The 15035-nt window shown below is 71.9% G+C and carries 15 protein-coding genes; 1 reads left to right on the top strand and 14 read right to left on the bottom strand.

What is annotated here, in order from left to right; all coding sequences use genetic code 11:
* Positions 1 to 20: 20 nt before the first annotated feature.
* The 14 genes from OF819_RS07775 to OF819_RS07710 form a co-directional block, all read right to left on the bottom strand.
* On the bottom strand, positions 21 to 1172 hold the full coding sequence (locus OF819_RS07775) for a hypothetical protein (RefSeq protein ID WP_267242644.1): 1152 nt from the start codon (positions 1170 to 1172) through the stop codon (positions 21 to 23).
* A 70-nt stretch (positions 1173 to 1242) separates the two neighbouring features.
* Positions 1243 to 2052 (bottom strand): histidinol-phosphatase, encoded by an 810-nt coding sequence (locus OF819_RS07770; protein ID WP_267242643.1) that lies wholly within the window; start codon positions 2050 to 2052, stop codon positions 1243 to 1245.
* Between the two features lie 4 nt (positions 2053 to 2056).
* Complete coding sequence (locus OF819_RS07765) at positions 2057 to 2845, bottom strand: SDR family NAD(P)-dependent oxidoreductase (protein WP_267242642.1); 789 nt, start codon at positions 2843 to 2845, stop codon at positions 2057 to 2059.
* Positions 2842 to 3849, bottom strand: coding sequence for a hypothetical protein (locus OF819_RS07760; protein WP_267242641.1), 1008 nt, complete (start codon positions 3847 to 3849; stop codon positions 2842 to 2844). Before OF819_RS07760 ends, OF819_RS07765 begins: the two co-directional genes overlap by 4 nt.
* Complete coding sequence (locus OF819_RS07755; protein WP_267242640.1) at positions 3846 to 5036, bottom strand: methionine adenosyltransferase; 1191 nt, start codon at positions 5034 to 5036, stop codon at positions 3846 to 3848. The genes OF819_RS07760 and OF819_RS07755 overlap by 4 nt, the downstream gene beginning before the upstream one ends.
* Positions 5037 to 5068: 32 nt before the next feature.
* Positions 5069 to 6136 carry a hypothetical protein gene (locus tag OF819_RS07750; RefSeq protein ID WP_267242639.1) on the bottom strand — a complete coding sequence of 356 codons (1068 nt, stop codon included), beginning with the start codon at positions 6134 to 6136 and terminating at the stop codon, positions 5069 to 5071.
* 141 nt (positions 6137 to 6277) lie between these two features.
* On the bottom strand, positions 6278 to 7315 hold the full coding sequence (locus OF819_RS07745; protein WP_267242638.1) for an NAD-dependent epimerase/dehydratase family protein: 1038 nt from the start codon (positions 7313 to 7315) through the stop codon (positions 6278 to 6280).
* Positions 7312 to 7758: a type II toxin-antitoxin system RatA family toxin gene (locus tag OF819_RS07740; RefSeq protein WP_267242637.1), complete on the bottom strand. Its 447-nt coding sequence runs from the start codon at positions 7756 to 7758 to the stop codon at positions 7312 to 7314. Before OF819_RS07740 ends, OF819_RS07745 begins: the two co-directional genes overlap by 4 nt.
* 43 nt (positions 7759 to 7801) lie before the next feature.
* Entirely contained in the window at positions 7802 to 8977 is a 1176-nt protein-coding gene (locus tag OF819_RS07735; protein WP_267242636.1) for an acyl-CoA dehydrogenase family protein, read from the bottom strand.
* Between the two features lie 196 nt (positions 8978 to 9173).
* Positions 9174 to 9827, bottom strand: a complete 654-nt coding sequence (locus OF819_RS07730; RefSeq protein WP_267242635.1) for an HAD family hydrolase — start codon at positions 9825 to 9827, stop codon at positions 9174 to 9176.
* Positions 9828 to 9905: 78 nt separating this feature from the next.
* Positions 9906 to 10688 (bottom strand): ABC transporter permease, encoded by a 783-nt coding sequence (locus OF819_RS07725; RefSeq protein ID WP_267242634.1) that lies wholly within the window; start codon positions 10686 to 10688, stop codon positions 9906 to 9908.
* Positions 10681 to 11784 carry an ABC transporter ATP-binding protein gene (locus OF819_RS07720; protein WP_267242633.1) on the bottom strand — a complete coding sequence of 368 codons (1104 nt, stop codon included), beginning with the start codon at positions 11782 to 11784 and terminating at the stop codon, positions 10681 to 10683. The genes OF819_RS07725 and OF819_RS07720 overlap by 8 nt, the downstream gene beginning before the upstream one ends.
* Positions 11774 to 12349 carry a hypothetical protein gene (locus OF819_RS07715; RefSeq protein WP_267242632.1) on the bottom strand — a complete coding sequence of 192 codons (576 nt, stop codon included), beginning with the start codon at positions 12347 to 12349 and terminating at the stop codon, positions 11774 to 11776. The genes OF819_RS07720 and OF819_RS07715 overlap by 11 nt, the downstream gene beginning before the upstream one ends.
* Positions 12346 to 13389 (bottom strand): hypothetical protein, encoded by a 1044-nt coding sequence (locus OF819_RS07710; RefSeq protein ID WP_267242631.1) that lies wholly within the window; start codon positions 13387 to 13389, stop codon positions 12346 to 12348. Before OF819_RS07710 ends, OF819_RS07715 begins: the two co-directional genes overlap by 4 nt.
* A gap of 326 nt (positions 13390 to 13715) precedes the next feature.
* Here OF819_RS07710 and OF819_RS07705 point away from each other — a divergent pair, with 326 nt between their 5' ends.
* On the top strand, positions 13716 to 14984 hold the full coding sequence (locus OF819_RS07705; RefSeq protein ID WP_267242630.1) for an aspartate aminotransferase family protein: 1269 nt from the start codon (positions 13716 to 13718) through the stop codon (positions 14982 to 14984).
* The last annotated feature ends 51 nt before the right edge of the window (positions 14985 to 15035 follow it).

The raw sequence follows: 15035 nt of genomic DNA, 5'->3' as shown, positions 1-15035 counted from the left end.
CCGAGCGCCCCGAGACCCCGTCACGTGCGCACGGCGTCCAGGAACCCGTCCGCCAGCTTCGCCACGTCGGCGGCGCTGCCCACGGAGCAGCGCAGCACGGGAAGTTTCGTCAGGTGGTCCAGGAAGGCGTCGATCGGCGGGGGAGCGGCACGCCGTCGGGTGGGAACGTTCAGCCAGTCCTCGCCGTACAGGTTGTCATCGAGGGAGAAGCAGTTCCTCTTGATCACTTCGGCGGTGTAGCCGGGCGTCGCCGGTTCGAGGGAGTACCCCGCCGTGAGATCGACCCGTGGCAGGATCACACCGGCGAGCGTGGCGTTCGGCACGACGCGGACGCCGAGATAGCGGCTGACCTCCTGGGAACTCAGCTTCAGCTTGTCCTCGCCGTGGAACCGGTCCCAGTCCGACTCCGGCGGCGGGAAGCCCGCCCGCACGGACCAGGACCCGAAGTCGGTGACGCCCATGACGTCGAGCGACCCCTTGTTGACGGCGAGCGGCAGCGGACAGGCCGTCACCTGATAGCCCTGCGTCTGGTCTCCCCGCGCCTGCTCTTCCAGGTGCATGCGGTCGTTGCCCATCCAGCCGGCGGAGGGCAGCAGCCGGGCCAGTGCGATGGCCGTGGTGGACTTGCCCGCCCCGGAGTCCCCGATCACCAGGTAGGCGCCGTCGTCCTGGACGAACGCCGAGGAGTGCAGGACCAGGGAGCCCTCCGCCTTGGCGATCCGGGTGGCCACGTCGCGGATGATCCTGGTCAGCCACCGGTCGCCCAGAACCGACCGGGTGCGTACCAGGGTGATGCGCCGCTCAGTGCGTATCAGGGCGGCCACCTCCTCGGAGTTCACGTCCTGGAGCGTGAAGACGGTGCAGGTGTCGCCGTCGTAACGGGGCAGCCGGTAGTGCCGGGTGAGTTCGTACTCGCCCCGCACGGCGGTCGCGGCCGCCTCGTCGAGCAGCTCGCGGATCTCGGCGGGATCGCGGGTCAGATCGACCACGGTGAGTTCGGGTTCGGATGCGTGGGAAGTCTCGGTCACGCCCAGCATTCCCGGCGGCCAGAAGGTCTCCGACACCAGCCCGTCCGCCTCGGCCGAGGCAGTGACGATCCGGAGAGGCTGGTCCCGGACCAGCAGATACCGGGTGGTCGCACCGGCGGGGTCACCGGCGGCAAGTTCGCTCACACGCATGCGGTCTCCAGAGGGAAACGGTCCGGCCGGTCTCGGAACACCGGCGGAGTCGGCTTGGCATCGGTCAGATCAGAGGACATGTCCGGGCGGTGCCGCGGCGGAACACCGTCCAGGTGCGGAACCCGATGTCGCTGAGCACCTTGACCACTTCGGGGTACTGGTCGCAGACGCGTTCGGGGACGTGCGCGTCGGAGGCGAAGGTGATCGGGACCTGGAAGTGGTGGGCGCGTTCGAGGAGGTCGAACTCGGGATACCAGCCGCCGCACAGCTTGGTGCCGCCCGAGGTGTTGATCTCCATCACGGCGCCGGAGTCCCGGATCGCGCGCAGCATTTCGTCGGCCGCGGCGGGCGCCGGGACGGCGCCCAGCTTCGGGTAGTTGCCCTTCAGCGCGTCCACGTGCCCCATGACGTGGAAGAGACCGGAACGGGCGCATTCGGCCATCGCCCGGAAGTACCGCGCCTTGACGGCGGCGAGATCCCGCTCCTCCACGGTCTGCCAGCGGGTGACGTCGAAGATGTCCCGGCCCTCGAACATATGGACCGACCCGATGACGTAGTCCAGCGGGTAGCGGCTCAGCGCCTTGGTGTACGCGTCCATGCGGCCGCTGAAGAAGTCGGCCTCGGTGGAGACGAGGATCTCGATGCTGTTCGCGAACTCCTCTTTCAGCGCCAGGGCTTCCGCGATATAGGAGGGAAACTCCGACTTCGGCATCGCCACCCGCGGCAGCGCGTGGTCCTCCTCCGCCGCGAACATCGGGGTGTGGTCGGAGAGCCCCAGCACCCTGACGCCCTTGTCCAGTGCCGCCGTGACGTAGTCCCGCAGCGAGCCGGTGGCGTGCCCGCAGCGGTTGTGGTGAGTATGCAGATCGATCATGGCCTCATACCGCCAAGTACCCTCCGTCTACCGGCAGATCGGCGCCGGTGATGAAACTGGCGTCGGACGACAGCAGGAACGCGATCGGCGCGGCGACCTCGGACGGGTCCGCGAACCGTTTGAGCAGGAACTTTCCGCCGTGTTCCGGAGCGGCCTCGGCGGCCGCCCGGTCGAGTCCGAGCGCCTCGCGGTGGTAACGCTCGTTGTTGGCGTTCCACACGGTTCCGGGGCTCACCGAGTTGACCCGAACGCCCCGGGGGGCCAGCTCCTCGGCGGTGCACCGGGTAAAGCCGAGCACGGCGGACTTGCTGGTGTTGTATGTCAGATAGCCGCTCTGGGCGATATGTGCCGAAATAGACGCCATGTTCACGATCGCGGCGTCGGCGTCGCGGTTCGGCAGCCCGGCGACGAACTCCCGAATGACCAGGGAGAGTCCGACGATGGTGGGATCGAGCGCGGCGTGCCATTCCTCCGCGGTCGCCTCCAGACCCCTGAAGACGAAGCCCGCGGCGAGATTCACCAGCAGCGTCGGCCTCGGCCAGCCGGCCGGGAGCCCCGTGAAGGCCGCCGCCACCGCCGCCCGGTCCGTGACATCGCCCACGGCCAGCCGAACCTCGTGGCCCCGCTCCAGCCATGCGTCCACCGCGGCCCGGCCGTGCTCGGCGTCCTTGTCGTAGATCAGGACACGGCAGCCCTCAGCGCACAGCCGTTCGGCAACCGCCGCGCCGATCCCCTGGGCGCCGCCGGTCACCACCGCGGTGCGTCCGGCGAGTCCGCGCGCGAGACCGGTCATGTTCCCAACCCCTTCCCAGCGGCAGCCCATTGCCGTACCCGATCGAGGACCCTGTCGCGGTGGAGGTTCTCGGTGTCGCCGTGCGGAGATGCCGTCTCCCCTGAGTCCCCGGCGAGGTTGCGGTCGGCGGCCAGCGCCGCCACCGCCGCCGGGGGCACCCCGTGTCCGGCCAGTGAGCGGCCGAACGCGGTGGTCTCGACGCCCCGTCCGTCGAGGGCGGCGAAGTAGCGCCAGACCTGGAACATCCCCTCCAGATGGCCCGCCGACAGGTGGACGGCGTTCCGGCCCTCGGTAAGGGCGATCCCGTGCTCGCGGGCCAGGACGCCCAGCGTCCCACGCAGCGACGCCGGGGTCGCGTCGGCCGGGTCAAGCGCCCCCAGGAGTTCGCCGCGCAGCCTGTCGATCTCGTGATTGCTGTGGCATTCGAGGAGGCCGACCAGGGCCCCGGGACCGGTGTAGCCCGCGGCCAGGGCCGGCAGGAAACCGTTCAGCACCGTGACCGGGCGTCCGTTCAGCTCCGTCACCGAGGCGTACGAGCCGGAGCCCAGCTTGTGGATGCCCGCCCCCCGGCAGCGTTCCTCCAGGGCCGCCGGAGACAGGTCCGCCTCGCGCGTCATCGCCTCGTACGCCCCGGGGGCGTCGGCGATCCGCGACGCGGCCATGAGCGAGTCGAGTTCCCTGCGGGCGCTGGAGGAGAGGGCCCCGGCCCCGTCCGCGGCGACCCGGTGCAGGCGCGGATAGTGCAGGAGCAGGTACCCGCGCCCGGCGAAGTCCCCGGCCGGCAGCACGGCGCAGCGCAGCACGCTCACGTCTGCCTGGCCGAGCACCCGTACCGCCTCCGGCAGCGCGTCGGCCGCGGCGGCGGAGGTCATGACCTCGGGCTTGACCAGGACCGCGAAGTGGCTGCCGGTCTCAGGCGGCGGCGTCCGCGGGGGACCGGTGTCCGAGCGCACACCCGTGGCCCGCGTCCGGGCGACGAGGGCTCGCGCCTCCGCACCGGTCACCACAGGGTGATGCCCGTCTCGATCAGCTCGACCGTCAGGTCGCCCGAGCCTGCGACCGCGGTCTCCGCCAGCGACGTCAGGGCCGGCTCAGCCGCGTCGGGCGTCGTCACGACGACCTCGTCCGGGCGCTCCAGCGGCGCCTCCTTGGAGGTGAAGATATGCACCTGCGCCGGTCCGCCGAACTTCTCGTGCACCTGCCGGGCGAGCCGCATGGCCATCACGTTGTAGATCTTGCCGGTGTGGTCCAGCGGGTTCTTGCCCGCGGGCGCCTCGATGCTCATCGGGCGCATGGGGGTGATGAGTCCGTTGACCCGGTTTCCCCGGCCGACGACGCCCACGTCACCGGTGTCCGCCACGGAGCCGAGCGCGGTGAGATAGGGGCGGCCGTTGCGGTCGGTGGCGTTCATCAGCAGCTGGAAGTCCCGGATGCCCAGCGAGCGGACGAACTCCGCCACCTCCTCCTGGGTCACGGCCTTGCGCGCCAGGTAGTGGTCCATCGACTCGATGCGGGACGCGAGGAAGGGCATGTTGACGACCAGGCTGAACGCGTCCCGCCGCCTGCTGCCGAACACTTTGACGTCCCAGCCGGTGTCCGTGTGCCTCTGCTTGAAAGCGGAACCGTTGATGAGGTGCTCCAGCCCCAGCACCACGTTCTCCAGGCGGGACAGCGGGGCGTAGCCGTGCAGCAGGTTGGTGTCGTTGGAGACCAGTCCGCCGGACCGCAGCGGGACCAGGTCCGCCGGGGACGCGGGCTGGTACCGGGACAGGCCGCGGCCCGATCCCTGGTGGTCCACCACGCCCAGTTCGACGACAAGGTGGCGGGCGGCGTCAAAACCGGTGGTGACTTCCGCCAGCACATCGGCGGCGGCGCGGAACATCAGGTCCTGCACCGGGATCTCGGCGGGGCCGACCCGGAAGGCCGCCTTGCCGAAGACCTTCACCCGGTACGGAGAGGTGAGTTCGCCCCGCCCGTAGTCGGTTTCCGCCCCGCCGCCGTACAGCGTCACCTTGTCGAACCAGTGGTGGGCGACCCCGCCGAACTCCTTGAGGCAGTGCAGGGAGTAGTAGCGGGACATGCGCTCCGCCATGGCGTCGCACATGGTGTCCGGATGTCCCACTCCCTTGCGCTCGACGAGCTCGTAGGGCAGGTCCTCGACCGATCGGGAATCCCGTTGTATCGACAGCATTGACCGTCTCTCTTCTCGATGACCGGCGGGTGTCAGGAGGCGAAGTCCAGGAACGCCGCCCTCGCCTCGGATTCGGGCAGACCGCGCGGCGGGCTCTTGAAGAGCAGGGGGGACGGGGCGTCCACCGTGCCGGACAGGCCGCGGTCGGCAGCCGCTTTCGCGGCGCGCACGGCGTTGGCGATGACACCGGCGGCGTTCGGGCTGTCCTCCACGGTGAGTTTGACGTCGATCTGCACCTCGGAGCCGAGCACGGACTTCGCCTTGACATGGGCGAAGCACACCTTGCTGTCGCCGAGGTGCCCGATGAAGCCGGTGGGGCCGGCCACACCGTCGACGTCGGTCATGCCGGCCGCGCGCAGCGCGTTGGCCTTTGAGGTGAACTTGGAGGCCGAGCGGCCGGTATCCGCCAGGTTCAAGAAGTCCGTGTTGCCACCGACGTTGAGCTGGTAGGTGCCGTTCAGCTCCAGTCCGCGGCTGAGGAGCAGTTCGATGAGGGCGGTGTGCAGGCAGGTGGCGCCGAGATGGCTGCGCAGGTCGTCGCCGAGGAGGGCGACGCCCGCGTCCGCGAACCGGCGGCTGACGTCCTCGTCCCTGGCCAGCTCCTCGGGGGTGCAGTTCACGACGGCCGCCCCGGCGGCGAGGGCCGCGTCCGCGAACATGCGGATGGCCCGGGAGGCGCCCGTGGGCAGCGCGATGACCAGGACTTCCACGTCGTGTTCGACGAGGGCCTTGGCGACGTCCTCCTCGGTGGCGTCGTGAACGGCGGCGGCGGTCGTCACGACGGAGCCGAGCGGCCCCACGAGGCCGTCGAGGACGGGCGCCGGGAGGACCGGGGCGTTCCGGTCGTCGCCCAGCTCAAGGAAGGCGGTCGCGGAGATGGCGGGAGCGGTGAAGGCTTCGGCCAGCGGACGCCCGACCTTCGCCGCGTCCACGTCGAACGCCGCGACGACCCGCACGTCCGCGAGCCGGTAGCCGCCCACGGTGTGGCACATCAGGCCCGGCAGCCGGGTGTCGGGGTCCGCCTGGGCCAGTGCGACGAACTGGGCGAAGCTCCAGGCGCAGTTGCCGACGCCGGCGAGCGCGACACGTATGGGTTTCATGACAGGTTGTTCCTTTCCACGCGAACTCCAACTCCAACTGGGCTGCCTCGCCCCCGCTTTCGGACCGGTCCGGGGCGGGCGAGGAAGAACGGGAGCCGACGGCTAGCGGGGCGGCGCGGCGCCCGCGGCATACGCGGCACGTCAGGCCCGCCACGGCCGGGGAACCCGGCGGGCGGAGGTCTCGTGGGTCTCGGCCCAGCGCCGGATCGAGCGGAACAGCACCTCTGCGGTGTCCGCCACCCGGCCGGTGACGTCGAACGGCTCCGTGATCGACAGATAGCCCTGGTACGCGCGGAAGGCGGTGACCCGCAGCAGCTGCGCCCGGTCCAGGTACTCCTCGGCGAACGGCAGATAGAAGCGGTTCCACTGCTCGGGCGTCACATAAGGCAGGCGGTCCAGCAGGGGAACGCCGTGCTCGGCGCGCCAGGAGTTGAGGGCGTCCAGGACGGTGTCGAACGCCTCGTCCACCCGCTGGGCCCGGTCGCCGCGTCCCAGGACCGACAGCCTTCGGCCTGCCGGTGGGCCGAGGGCAATCAGCTGTGCTATGTGGTCGGCCACGTCGTCGGTGCTGATGATGTCCAGCAGCGCCTCCTTCTCCACCACCAGGGCGGGCACGGCGCCGCTGCACAGCGAGGAGGGCAGCCAGAAGAAGCCGCTGTAGCGGTCCAGCGCGCCGTCGGCCCTGGCCCCCATCACGATGGGGAAGCGCACGATGTCGGCACTGTCCCGCTCGGCATGCACCAGGCGTTCGGCCGCGGCTTTGGACCACTCGTAGGAGTTGCGGTAGGCGTCCTGGGAGCGCGAGGTGATGTCGCCCGCCAGGCCCGTGACATAGGAGGAGGACAGGTGGATCAGGTGGGTCTGGGGGCCGATGAGGGACAGCACGGCGCGCAGCGGGGCGACGTTCGCCTCCTCTGCCTGCTCGGCCGGCAGGTTCCAGCGGGTGTCGGCGGCACAGTGGACCACCGCGCTCCACGGGCCGCGCAGCTCGGGCGGTGCTTCCTCCTGCCCCGCCCGCCAGGCGTACTCCCGCGGCCCCGCTCCGCCGCGGCGGCTCACGCCGTACACCCGGTGGCCCGCCGCGTGCAGCGCGCGGCGGACGGCGCTGCCCACGGCGCCGGTGGCGCCGGTCACCAGGACGCGGGCCGGCGCTGTCGCGAGGCGGGCGGGCGCCGTCACAGGGCCGCCGTGATCCGCCGCTCGATGGCGCGGAGCATATGCTCGGAGTTCTCGCGCAGAGCCCTGGTGGCGACAGGGTTGAGCATGTCGGCCAGCAGCGGGATGCCGATCTCGAAGTCGACCGAAAAGGTGACCACCGAGGTCCCGTCTCCGCCGTCCTCGACCCGCCAGTACCCGTTGAACTCGTCGAGGTCGCCGGAGACCTGGTGGAACGACATGACGCGGTTCTCCTCGTCGAGTTCGTCCACCTCCACCCACTCCAGCACGGAGCCCTTGAGCAGCACCGACCACTCGCTGGTACGCGCGCCGGACTCCGTCTCCCCGAGCACGGACACCGACTCGACGTTCTCCATGTACGCGGCGTAGTCCTCCAGCCGGATGACGGCCTGCCAGGCGTCAGCCGCCGGAGCCTTGATCGGCAGATTGACCTCGACATGGGGCATGGCTGTGTGTCTCCTTAAAGCGCGCAGGGTGGGCCCGGACGACTCAGCCGGCCGGGTCGAAGCTGATCTCACGCCCCGTGCAGAAGGCGCCCACTGCCTCGTCGCAGGTCAGCAGCGACGGCGGGTGGTGGTGGACGGCGAGCGAGTCGACCAGGAGGCCGGCGGCCCGCTGCCCGCGCCCGTAGAGGCGGCTGCCGATGACCGGGGTGACGGCGGCCAGCACCCGGTCGCGGGTGTCGCTCAGCGAGGCGCGCAGCCCCACCGCCGCGGCCAGCGCCATCTGCCCGCCGATCGCACCCGACTCGACGTCCGCGCCGAGCTGGCGACAAGCGCCCCCGAGCGTCAGCAGCTCCCGGACGGCACGGCCGAGCAGGGCGGTCCTCGGCCCGAACGTGCCCGCCTCGGTCACCTGGCGGCAGGCCGCGTCCAGCAGCCCGCTGAGTACGCCGTGGTATGTGGCGGTCAGCAGCACCGCGAACCACGCCATGCCGGAGATGACGTTGTCGTCGATGACATCGGCGGGGCCGCGGTGGAAGACGAGCCGGTCGTCCAGCTCCACATCGCGCATGACCAGCCGGGCCGTGTCGGAATCGGCCATGCCGAGCGACGGCCATTCCCCCTCGACGGTGAGGCCGGGGGACGAACGGGGGCACAGGGCGAGGATCGTCTCGCCGGTCCCGCTGACGCGGGCCGTCAGGCACACCAGGGTGGCCGCGGTGGCGAGCGAGCAGGGGAACTTCACGCCCGTCACCCGGTAGCCCTTGGCGGTCTGGACGGCCTCGGAGCGGCTGCTCATGAAGTTGGGGCTGCCGCCCGGCTCGGCGAACGCGGACGCCACCAGGGCGCCGGACTGGGCGATCCCCTCCAGCAGCATCCAGCTCGTGTCCCGGTGCCGTCTCCAGTAGTCGGCCATCAGCCCCACCGTGAAGGCGTGCATGTTCAGGGCGATGGCGGCAGAGGGGTCGGCCATGCCCAGCGCACGCTGGGCGGAGGCCACTTCGACCAGACTCGCGCCCGCGCCGCCTAACTCCTTTGGGACCGGCAGCGCCGCGTAACCGCTGGCGGCGAGGGAGCGGATGCGCTCGGCGCCCGCGGCGCCCTCGCGGGCGGGGGCGGGCCGCCAAGCCGTGCTCCAGCCGGCGTCCAGCAGGGCCCGGTGCGGGGCCGCGGCGCCGCTGGGCCGCCCGGCTCCGTCGGCCGGTGGCGAGGGGGACTGCACGTATCGACTCCTTCCGCACGGGGCGGGTCTTTTGCGGACGCGACGTGAGAACAACGGAAACAGAGACCCGTACGGGATCAGCGGGCGGTACCGGAAAGACCGTAGGCAGATCGGGCGGTTGAAATCAGCGAGTGTTTCTTTGTGCGGAACACGAGATCGCCACGGGGTGACCGGCCGGGGAGGAACCGGGGGGCCGTCACAGTTCCAGCAGGGAGAGGAGTTCCGTCAGATCGGGAGCGCCGGGATCGACGCGCACGGTGTTCCAGCCGAGGGCGGCGGCCGGCGCGATGTCGATCTCCTCGGAGTCGCCGACCATCACGCGCCGCTCGAAGTCGCCTTCCCCGATCAGCCGGAACGCGCGGGGATCGGGTTTCTTCGGCCCTCCGTCCGCGGTGAACAGCGTCCGGTCGTACACGTCGGGAACTTTCAACTGGTGGAGCAGCCTGCGCATCAGGTTGCCCGGCAGATAGCAGTTGGACAGCAGCCGGACGGTGTGGCCGGCGGCGGCGGTCCGGCGCATCGCGTCCGCCGCCGGTTCGCACAGCGCGTACTGGCCGGGGTCCGCGCAGCCGAGGGCGTGCCACAACGCCTTGTCCAGGTCAGCCTTCTTCCGCGGCTTGCCCCGCTCCCGCAGGGTCGCGTCCAGCAGGCTCATGGTGGACGGCTGGAGCGCGGACCGATCCGACATCGCCGCGAACACGGCGGTGAACACCGTGTGCACGACCTCGCCCGCGGACCGCGAGTCCAGGGCGAGCACATCGGCGAGGCAGGCGGTGAACTCCTCGGGGCCCGGCAGCGGCCGGGACATGACGAGTGTGTCGAAGCAGTCGAAGACCACGGCGGCGGGCATGGCTGTTCCTCTCTGATGGCGCACTGTCGATGTCGCGGGGCCGATGTCGCGGGCATGACGCGGGGCCGATGGCGCGCTTCAGGACCAGGAGAGCTTGCGGTGGTCGGTTCGGAAGAAGACCAGGGTCACGGCGGTGAGACCCGCCGCGAACGCGCACAGCATGCCGGCCGGAAGCAGGACCGCGCCCACGCCGCCGCCGTCGAGGATGACGGTGGAGAACCCGCGCATCGCCCAGTAGCTGGGCACCCCGGGAGCGAGCGGGCGGGCCCAGTCCGGCAGCGCGGACTGCGGGGTCAGCGCGCCGCCGAGCCCGGCGAAGAGCAGGGCGAGGAGGTTGGCGAAGACACTGAGCTGGGAGATGGTGCGGCACAGCGCCACCAGCGCCATGCCGACCATCACCACGCACAGCGCGAGTGGCACGCCCACCACGGCCAGCGCCAGGTACGAGCCGCGCACCCGCAGCCCGAACAGCAGCCCGCCCGCGGCGAAGACCACGGCGAGCTGGACCACCGCGACCGCCAGCGGCACCGCCAGCCGGCCGGCCACCAGCTCAAACGGCCGCGCGGGTCCGGCTCGCAGCCGGTCCCAGGTGTTCCAGCCGTGCTCACGGAACATCGCGAAGCCCACGGTGGTCACGAGGAAGAACAGGAACATCACCGCCATGCCGGGCACGCCCTGTTCGGCTCCGGTGGCGTTGTGCACGTCGTCGGCCCGCAGCGCCGCGCGGAACAGCGGCTGCATAAAGCCCATGATGAGCAGCGGCATGACCGTACGGACGATCAGCGGAGCGGGATCGCGGACCAGGAGTCTGGCGTCCTGCCGGATCAGCGCGGCGATCCGGCCCAGTGAACCGTCACCCATGGCGTCCCGCCTCGATGGCCTGTTCGCCGGGCGGCGGTCCGTCGCCCGGCGCTCCGTTCCGTCCCTCCCCGGAGGTTCCCGCACCCCGCGCGACCGGCGCCGGGGCCGCGGCGTCCGCCGCCGCGGCGCCGGCGGGGTCCGGCCCGTCCCCGTACCGACGCCCGGTCAGGCGCAGGAAGACGGTCTCCAGACTGGGCTGTACCACCCGCAGGTTGACCAGGCTCCGGGCCGAGTCGCCCAGGGCCGCGAGCACTTCGGGGGCCGCCAGGTGCGGCTGCTCGACCCGGACGCGCAGCACGCCCGCCTCGCGGGTCACCGGCCAGGGCAGCCGCAGCGAGGGCGGACTGCCGGAGAAGACCAGCTCCACGGCGCTGTCGCCGTGGCTGCGCACCAGCTCCCGAAGCGTGCCGCGCGCGATCATGCGGCCGTGGTCCAGTACGGCCACACTCGCGTCGAGCGCCTCGACCTCGGCGAGGTAGTGCGTGGAGTAGCAGACGGCCGTGCCGGCGGCGGCGAGCTCCCGGACGAACGCGATGAGCCGGGACCGGGTCTCCACGTCCACGCCCGCGGTGGGTTCGTCGAGCAGGAGCAGCTTCGGCCGGTGCAGCAGGGCCATCGCGGTGTGCACGCGCCGCTGTTCGCCTCCGGAGAGCCGGGAGACCCTGCGGTCGAGGAGTGCGGTCAGCCCGAGCGGTTCGGCGACCTCCTGGGTCCGCAGCCGGACCTCCCGGCCGCGCAGGCCGGCCAGCTCCGCGAAGAACCGCAGGTTCTGCCGCACGGTCAGCGGCGGATAGACGCCCACTTCCTGAGGGGCCAGGCCGAGTTCGCGGCGCGCCCGGTGCGGGTCGCGGACGGATGACAAGCCCCGTACCTCGATCTCCCCCGCGTCCGGCCGCAGAAGTCCCGCCACCAGGGACATCAGGGTCGTCTTGCCCGCGCCGTTGTGTCCGAGCAGGCCCGTGATCTCGCCCTCGGCGATGTCGAGAGAGACATCCCTGAGAGCCACCGTGCCGCCGTACCGCTTGCTGACGGAGTGAACGGCCAGCGCCGGCGTCCGGTCGCCGCGGGCGCGCTGCGGTCCCGGCTCAGTCGGCACGGCGCGTCCAGGCGTCCGGCAGCAGGTCGGGCAGGCCGACACGCTGCAGCAGCGGCTGCCAGGTGCGGGCCAGCTTGAAGCCCTTCATCAGGCCGCTCCCGGACCGCACATCGGGCAGCGGCTCGGCGTAACCCAGAAGCGCCTCGGTGTCCCGCAGATGACCGCGGAGCCTGTCCAGCCACTCCTCGCCGCGCTCACCCACGGCATCCCGGCCCTCCGCGGCGAGGATCAGCCCGGCCGCGACCTCCTCGGCCGGGACCCCCGCGAACGGGTCAAACCCCACCTCGTCGCGCCCGTAGCTCAGTTCGCCCTCGCTGCGCAGCCCGCGTACGGACAGGGAGAACTGCACCAGCTCATAGGCCATGAGGACGGCCACCTCGGTCTGTCCCGCGGCGACGGCGCCTTCGATGTCCTCCAGGCGGGCCCGGCAGCCGAGCAGCAGACGGGCCGCGCCGTGAGCGCGGAAGGCGAGCAGCCGCCGCAGGTCGGCCGGGGGCGCGTCAGCTTGCGCCGGGGGCCTCCCGGGGGGCGCTTCGGCGGTCGCGCGCGAGTTGGGGCGCGTCAAGCGGGCACCTCCGGGTCGGGGTGTGCGACACCGAGCCACACCATGTCGTGAACGAACAGGGGCAGGAGGTCGTCCGGGAGAGCGGCGCCGGCCGGGCCCGACCAGATGACCGCGTTGCCGTCCTCGGGCGGCAGGTCCCGCCGCGGGACCTCCAGGGCGCGCAGCTGCCAGCGGTCGACGACCGTGCGGTCGTCCAGCACCGTCGTTCCGATGCCGGTGGACCAGCGCAGCACCGCGTGCAGGGGTGCGGGCTCGCCGATCAGCCGCTCGACGGCGGCGAGGCACCGCGGGACCCGTTCGCGCGGCGCGAGCGGAGGCGTCAGCGTGTCGCGGAGCAGGGCCAGGCCCTCGTCATCCCCGAGCGCCTTGAGCTTCTCGCCCACCCACTTCGCCGCAAAGTACAGCTGCCCGGCCGCCGCGGCCCGCGCATTGAGCGCGGCGACCACGGCCTCCCGGGCGCGGACCGCCGCTGCCATGGGCTTGGCGTCGAGCAGCCAGCGGGCGGCCTGAGCGAGCCGGTGCGCCTCCACCGTCCACCACTGCTCCACGGCCTTTGCCAGCCACGGGCGGCGCAGCCGCGCGTGCCAGTCGTGCCACGGCGGCGAGGCGATCAGCGGCAGTCCGAGCGCCAGCCGGTTCGCGGTGTTGAGGGCGCGACGCCGGTGGTTCCAGGCGTCCTCGGTGACCGTGCTGAACCGGGGCCAGGGACCCGCGGCCAGTTCGGCCGTGGTGTCCCGGACGGCGCTCGCCCGGCGGATGTTGACGTCGATGAGCGTGCCGTGTTCGTGGGACTGGATGGGGAAGCGGGTGAGCCTGTCGTTCTCCACGAGCACAAGCAGGTCGAGGTCGCTTCGGTGGTTGCCGAAACCGGCGAGCACCGATCCGGCGACGACCGCGAGCGCCGGTGCCCCCATGCCCTGGTCGGCTTCCTTGCGCACCGCGTCCCTGCTCATTCCGCGCTGTTCCAGGAACAGGTCGAGACGCTTCTCCAGGGTGCCGGAATCCGGGAAGGCGACGGCACTGGCTGACGTGGTCTCCATGCGGTCGGTGCACCTTTCGGATGCGGACGGCGGCATTGCGGTGTCTTCCCGGGCTGTCTCCCCGGTGGTCTTGGGAGCCCGGTGATCCCGCAATCTCGCGCAGCCTCTCAAGCGCCGCAGGTCCGGATCAACGAACGTTCCGGCAGCCGGAACGCGACTTCTCACCAGCGGGGAAGGAGGACTACAAGTTGACCGAACGGTTCGGGGCGGGGCTGCACGGCTGCACGGCTGCACGGCGCGTTCGCACGCGGCGCGGGCGCGCGGCCCGGGAGCGGCGCGGGAGCGGCGCGTGTTCACAACTGCCGGACGAGGAGAGGACGGTCCCGATGACCGCGACCGCCAGGAACGAGGCCGCCCGCAGTGCGCTCGCCGCGACGCGCAGACACCTCTCGCCCCAACTGGCCCTCGTCTACGGCATGAATGGCTCCGGTGCGATCGAGATGAGCGGCGAGGGGGCCCGCCTGCGGCTCTCCGACGGCCGCAGCGCGCTCGACTTCGGAAGCTATGCGGTGACCCTGCTCGGACAGCGCCACCCCGCCGTCGTCGCCGCGGTGCGCCGTGAACTGGACACGATGCCGGTGTCCACCCGCGTCCTGGGCAACCGCGCGACCGCCGATCTCGCGGCGGCACTGGCGGCCTGGGCCGACCCGCAGCGGCTGACGAAGGTGTGGCTGGGACTGAACGGCTGCGACGCCGTCGAGGCGGCGCTCAAGCTCGCGCGCCTTGCCACGGGCCGCACCCGCGTCCTCGCCGTCGAGGGCGCCTACCACGGCAAGTCCCTCGGCGCCCTCGCGGCGACCTGGAACGCGCGCTACCGCCGCTCCCTCGAACCGTTGCTCGGCGGTGTGAGACACATCGCGGCGGACACGTCCGCGATACCCGGCGCGTTCGCGGATGGCGAGGTGGCGGCCGTCCTCGTGGAGCCCGTCCAGGGGGAGGGCGGCGTACGGCCGCTGGAGCCCGGGTTCCTGAGGGCCCTCGCGGACGCGGCGCACGAGCACGGCGCCTTCCTGATAGCCGATGAGATCCAGACCGGACTGCGCAGATGCGGCCCCCGGCTGGTCAGCGCCGACGCCGGGGTACGGCCCGACGCCGTGCTGCTCGGCAAGGCCCTCGGCGGCGGTGTGCAGCCCCTGTCCGCCGTGGTGGCCACGCCGGAGCTGTACGCGCCGCTGACCGCCGACCCGTTCGTGCACACTACGACCTTCTCCGGTCATCCCCTCGGCGCGGCGGCCGGCGTCGCGGCGCTCACGGCGGTCGAGGAACTCGCGCCACGCGGCGAGCGGCTGGCGGAGCTGTTCGCCTCCGGCCTGGCGCGCCTCGTCCGGCGTCACCCCGCCCTGATCACGGAGGTACGCGGCCGGGGACTGCTGTGGGGCGTGGAGTTCACCACCCCCGCCGTGGCCGGAGACGTCCTGATGGAACTGGGGCGCAACGGCCTCGTGGTCTCTCCTTGCCTGGGGCGGCCGGAGGTGCTCCGGCTGCTCCCGCCGCTGGTCGCCACGGATGAGGAGGCCGAGGAGGCGCTCGCCACTCTGGACGCCGTCTGCGCCGCGGTCCCGGACGAATTCCGCCTGCCGGCCCCAACGCCCTGACCACTCCCGATCCGGGCCGGCACCCGGTCCGGAGCCGTACGCACCGAGGAG

It is taken from the genome of Streptomyces sp. PR69 (assembly GCF_026420845.1).
In the GTDB taxonomy this organism is placed as follows: domain Bacteria; phylum Actinomycetota; class Actinomycetes; order Streptomycetales; family Streptomycetaceae; genus Streptomyces.
The sequence above is the reverse complement of the archived record's forward strand: the minus strand, read 5'-3'. Positions and strand labels throughout refer to the sequence as shown.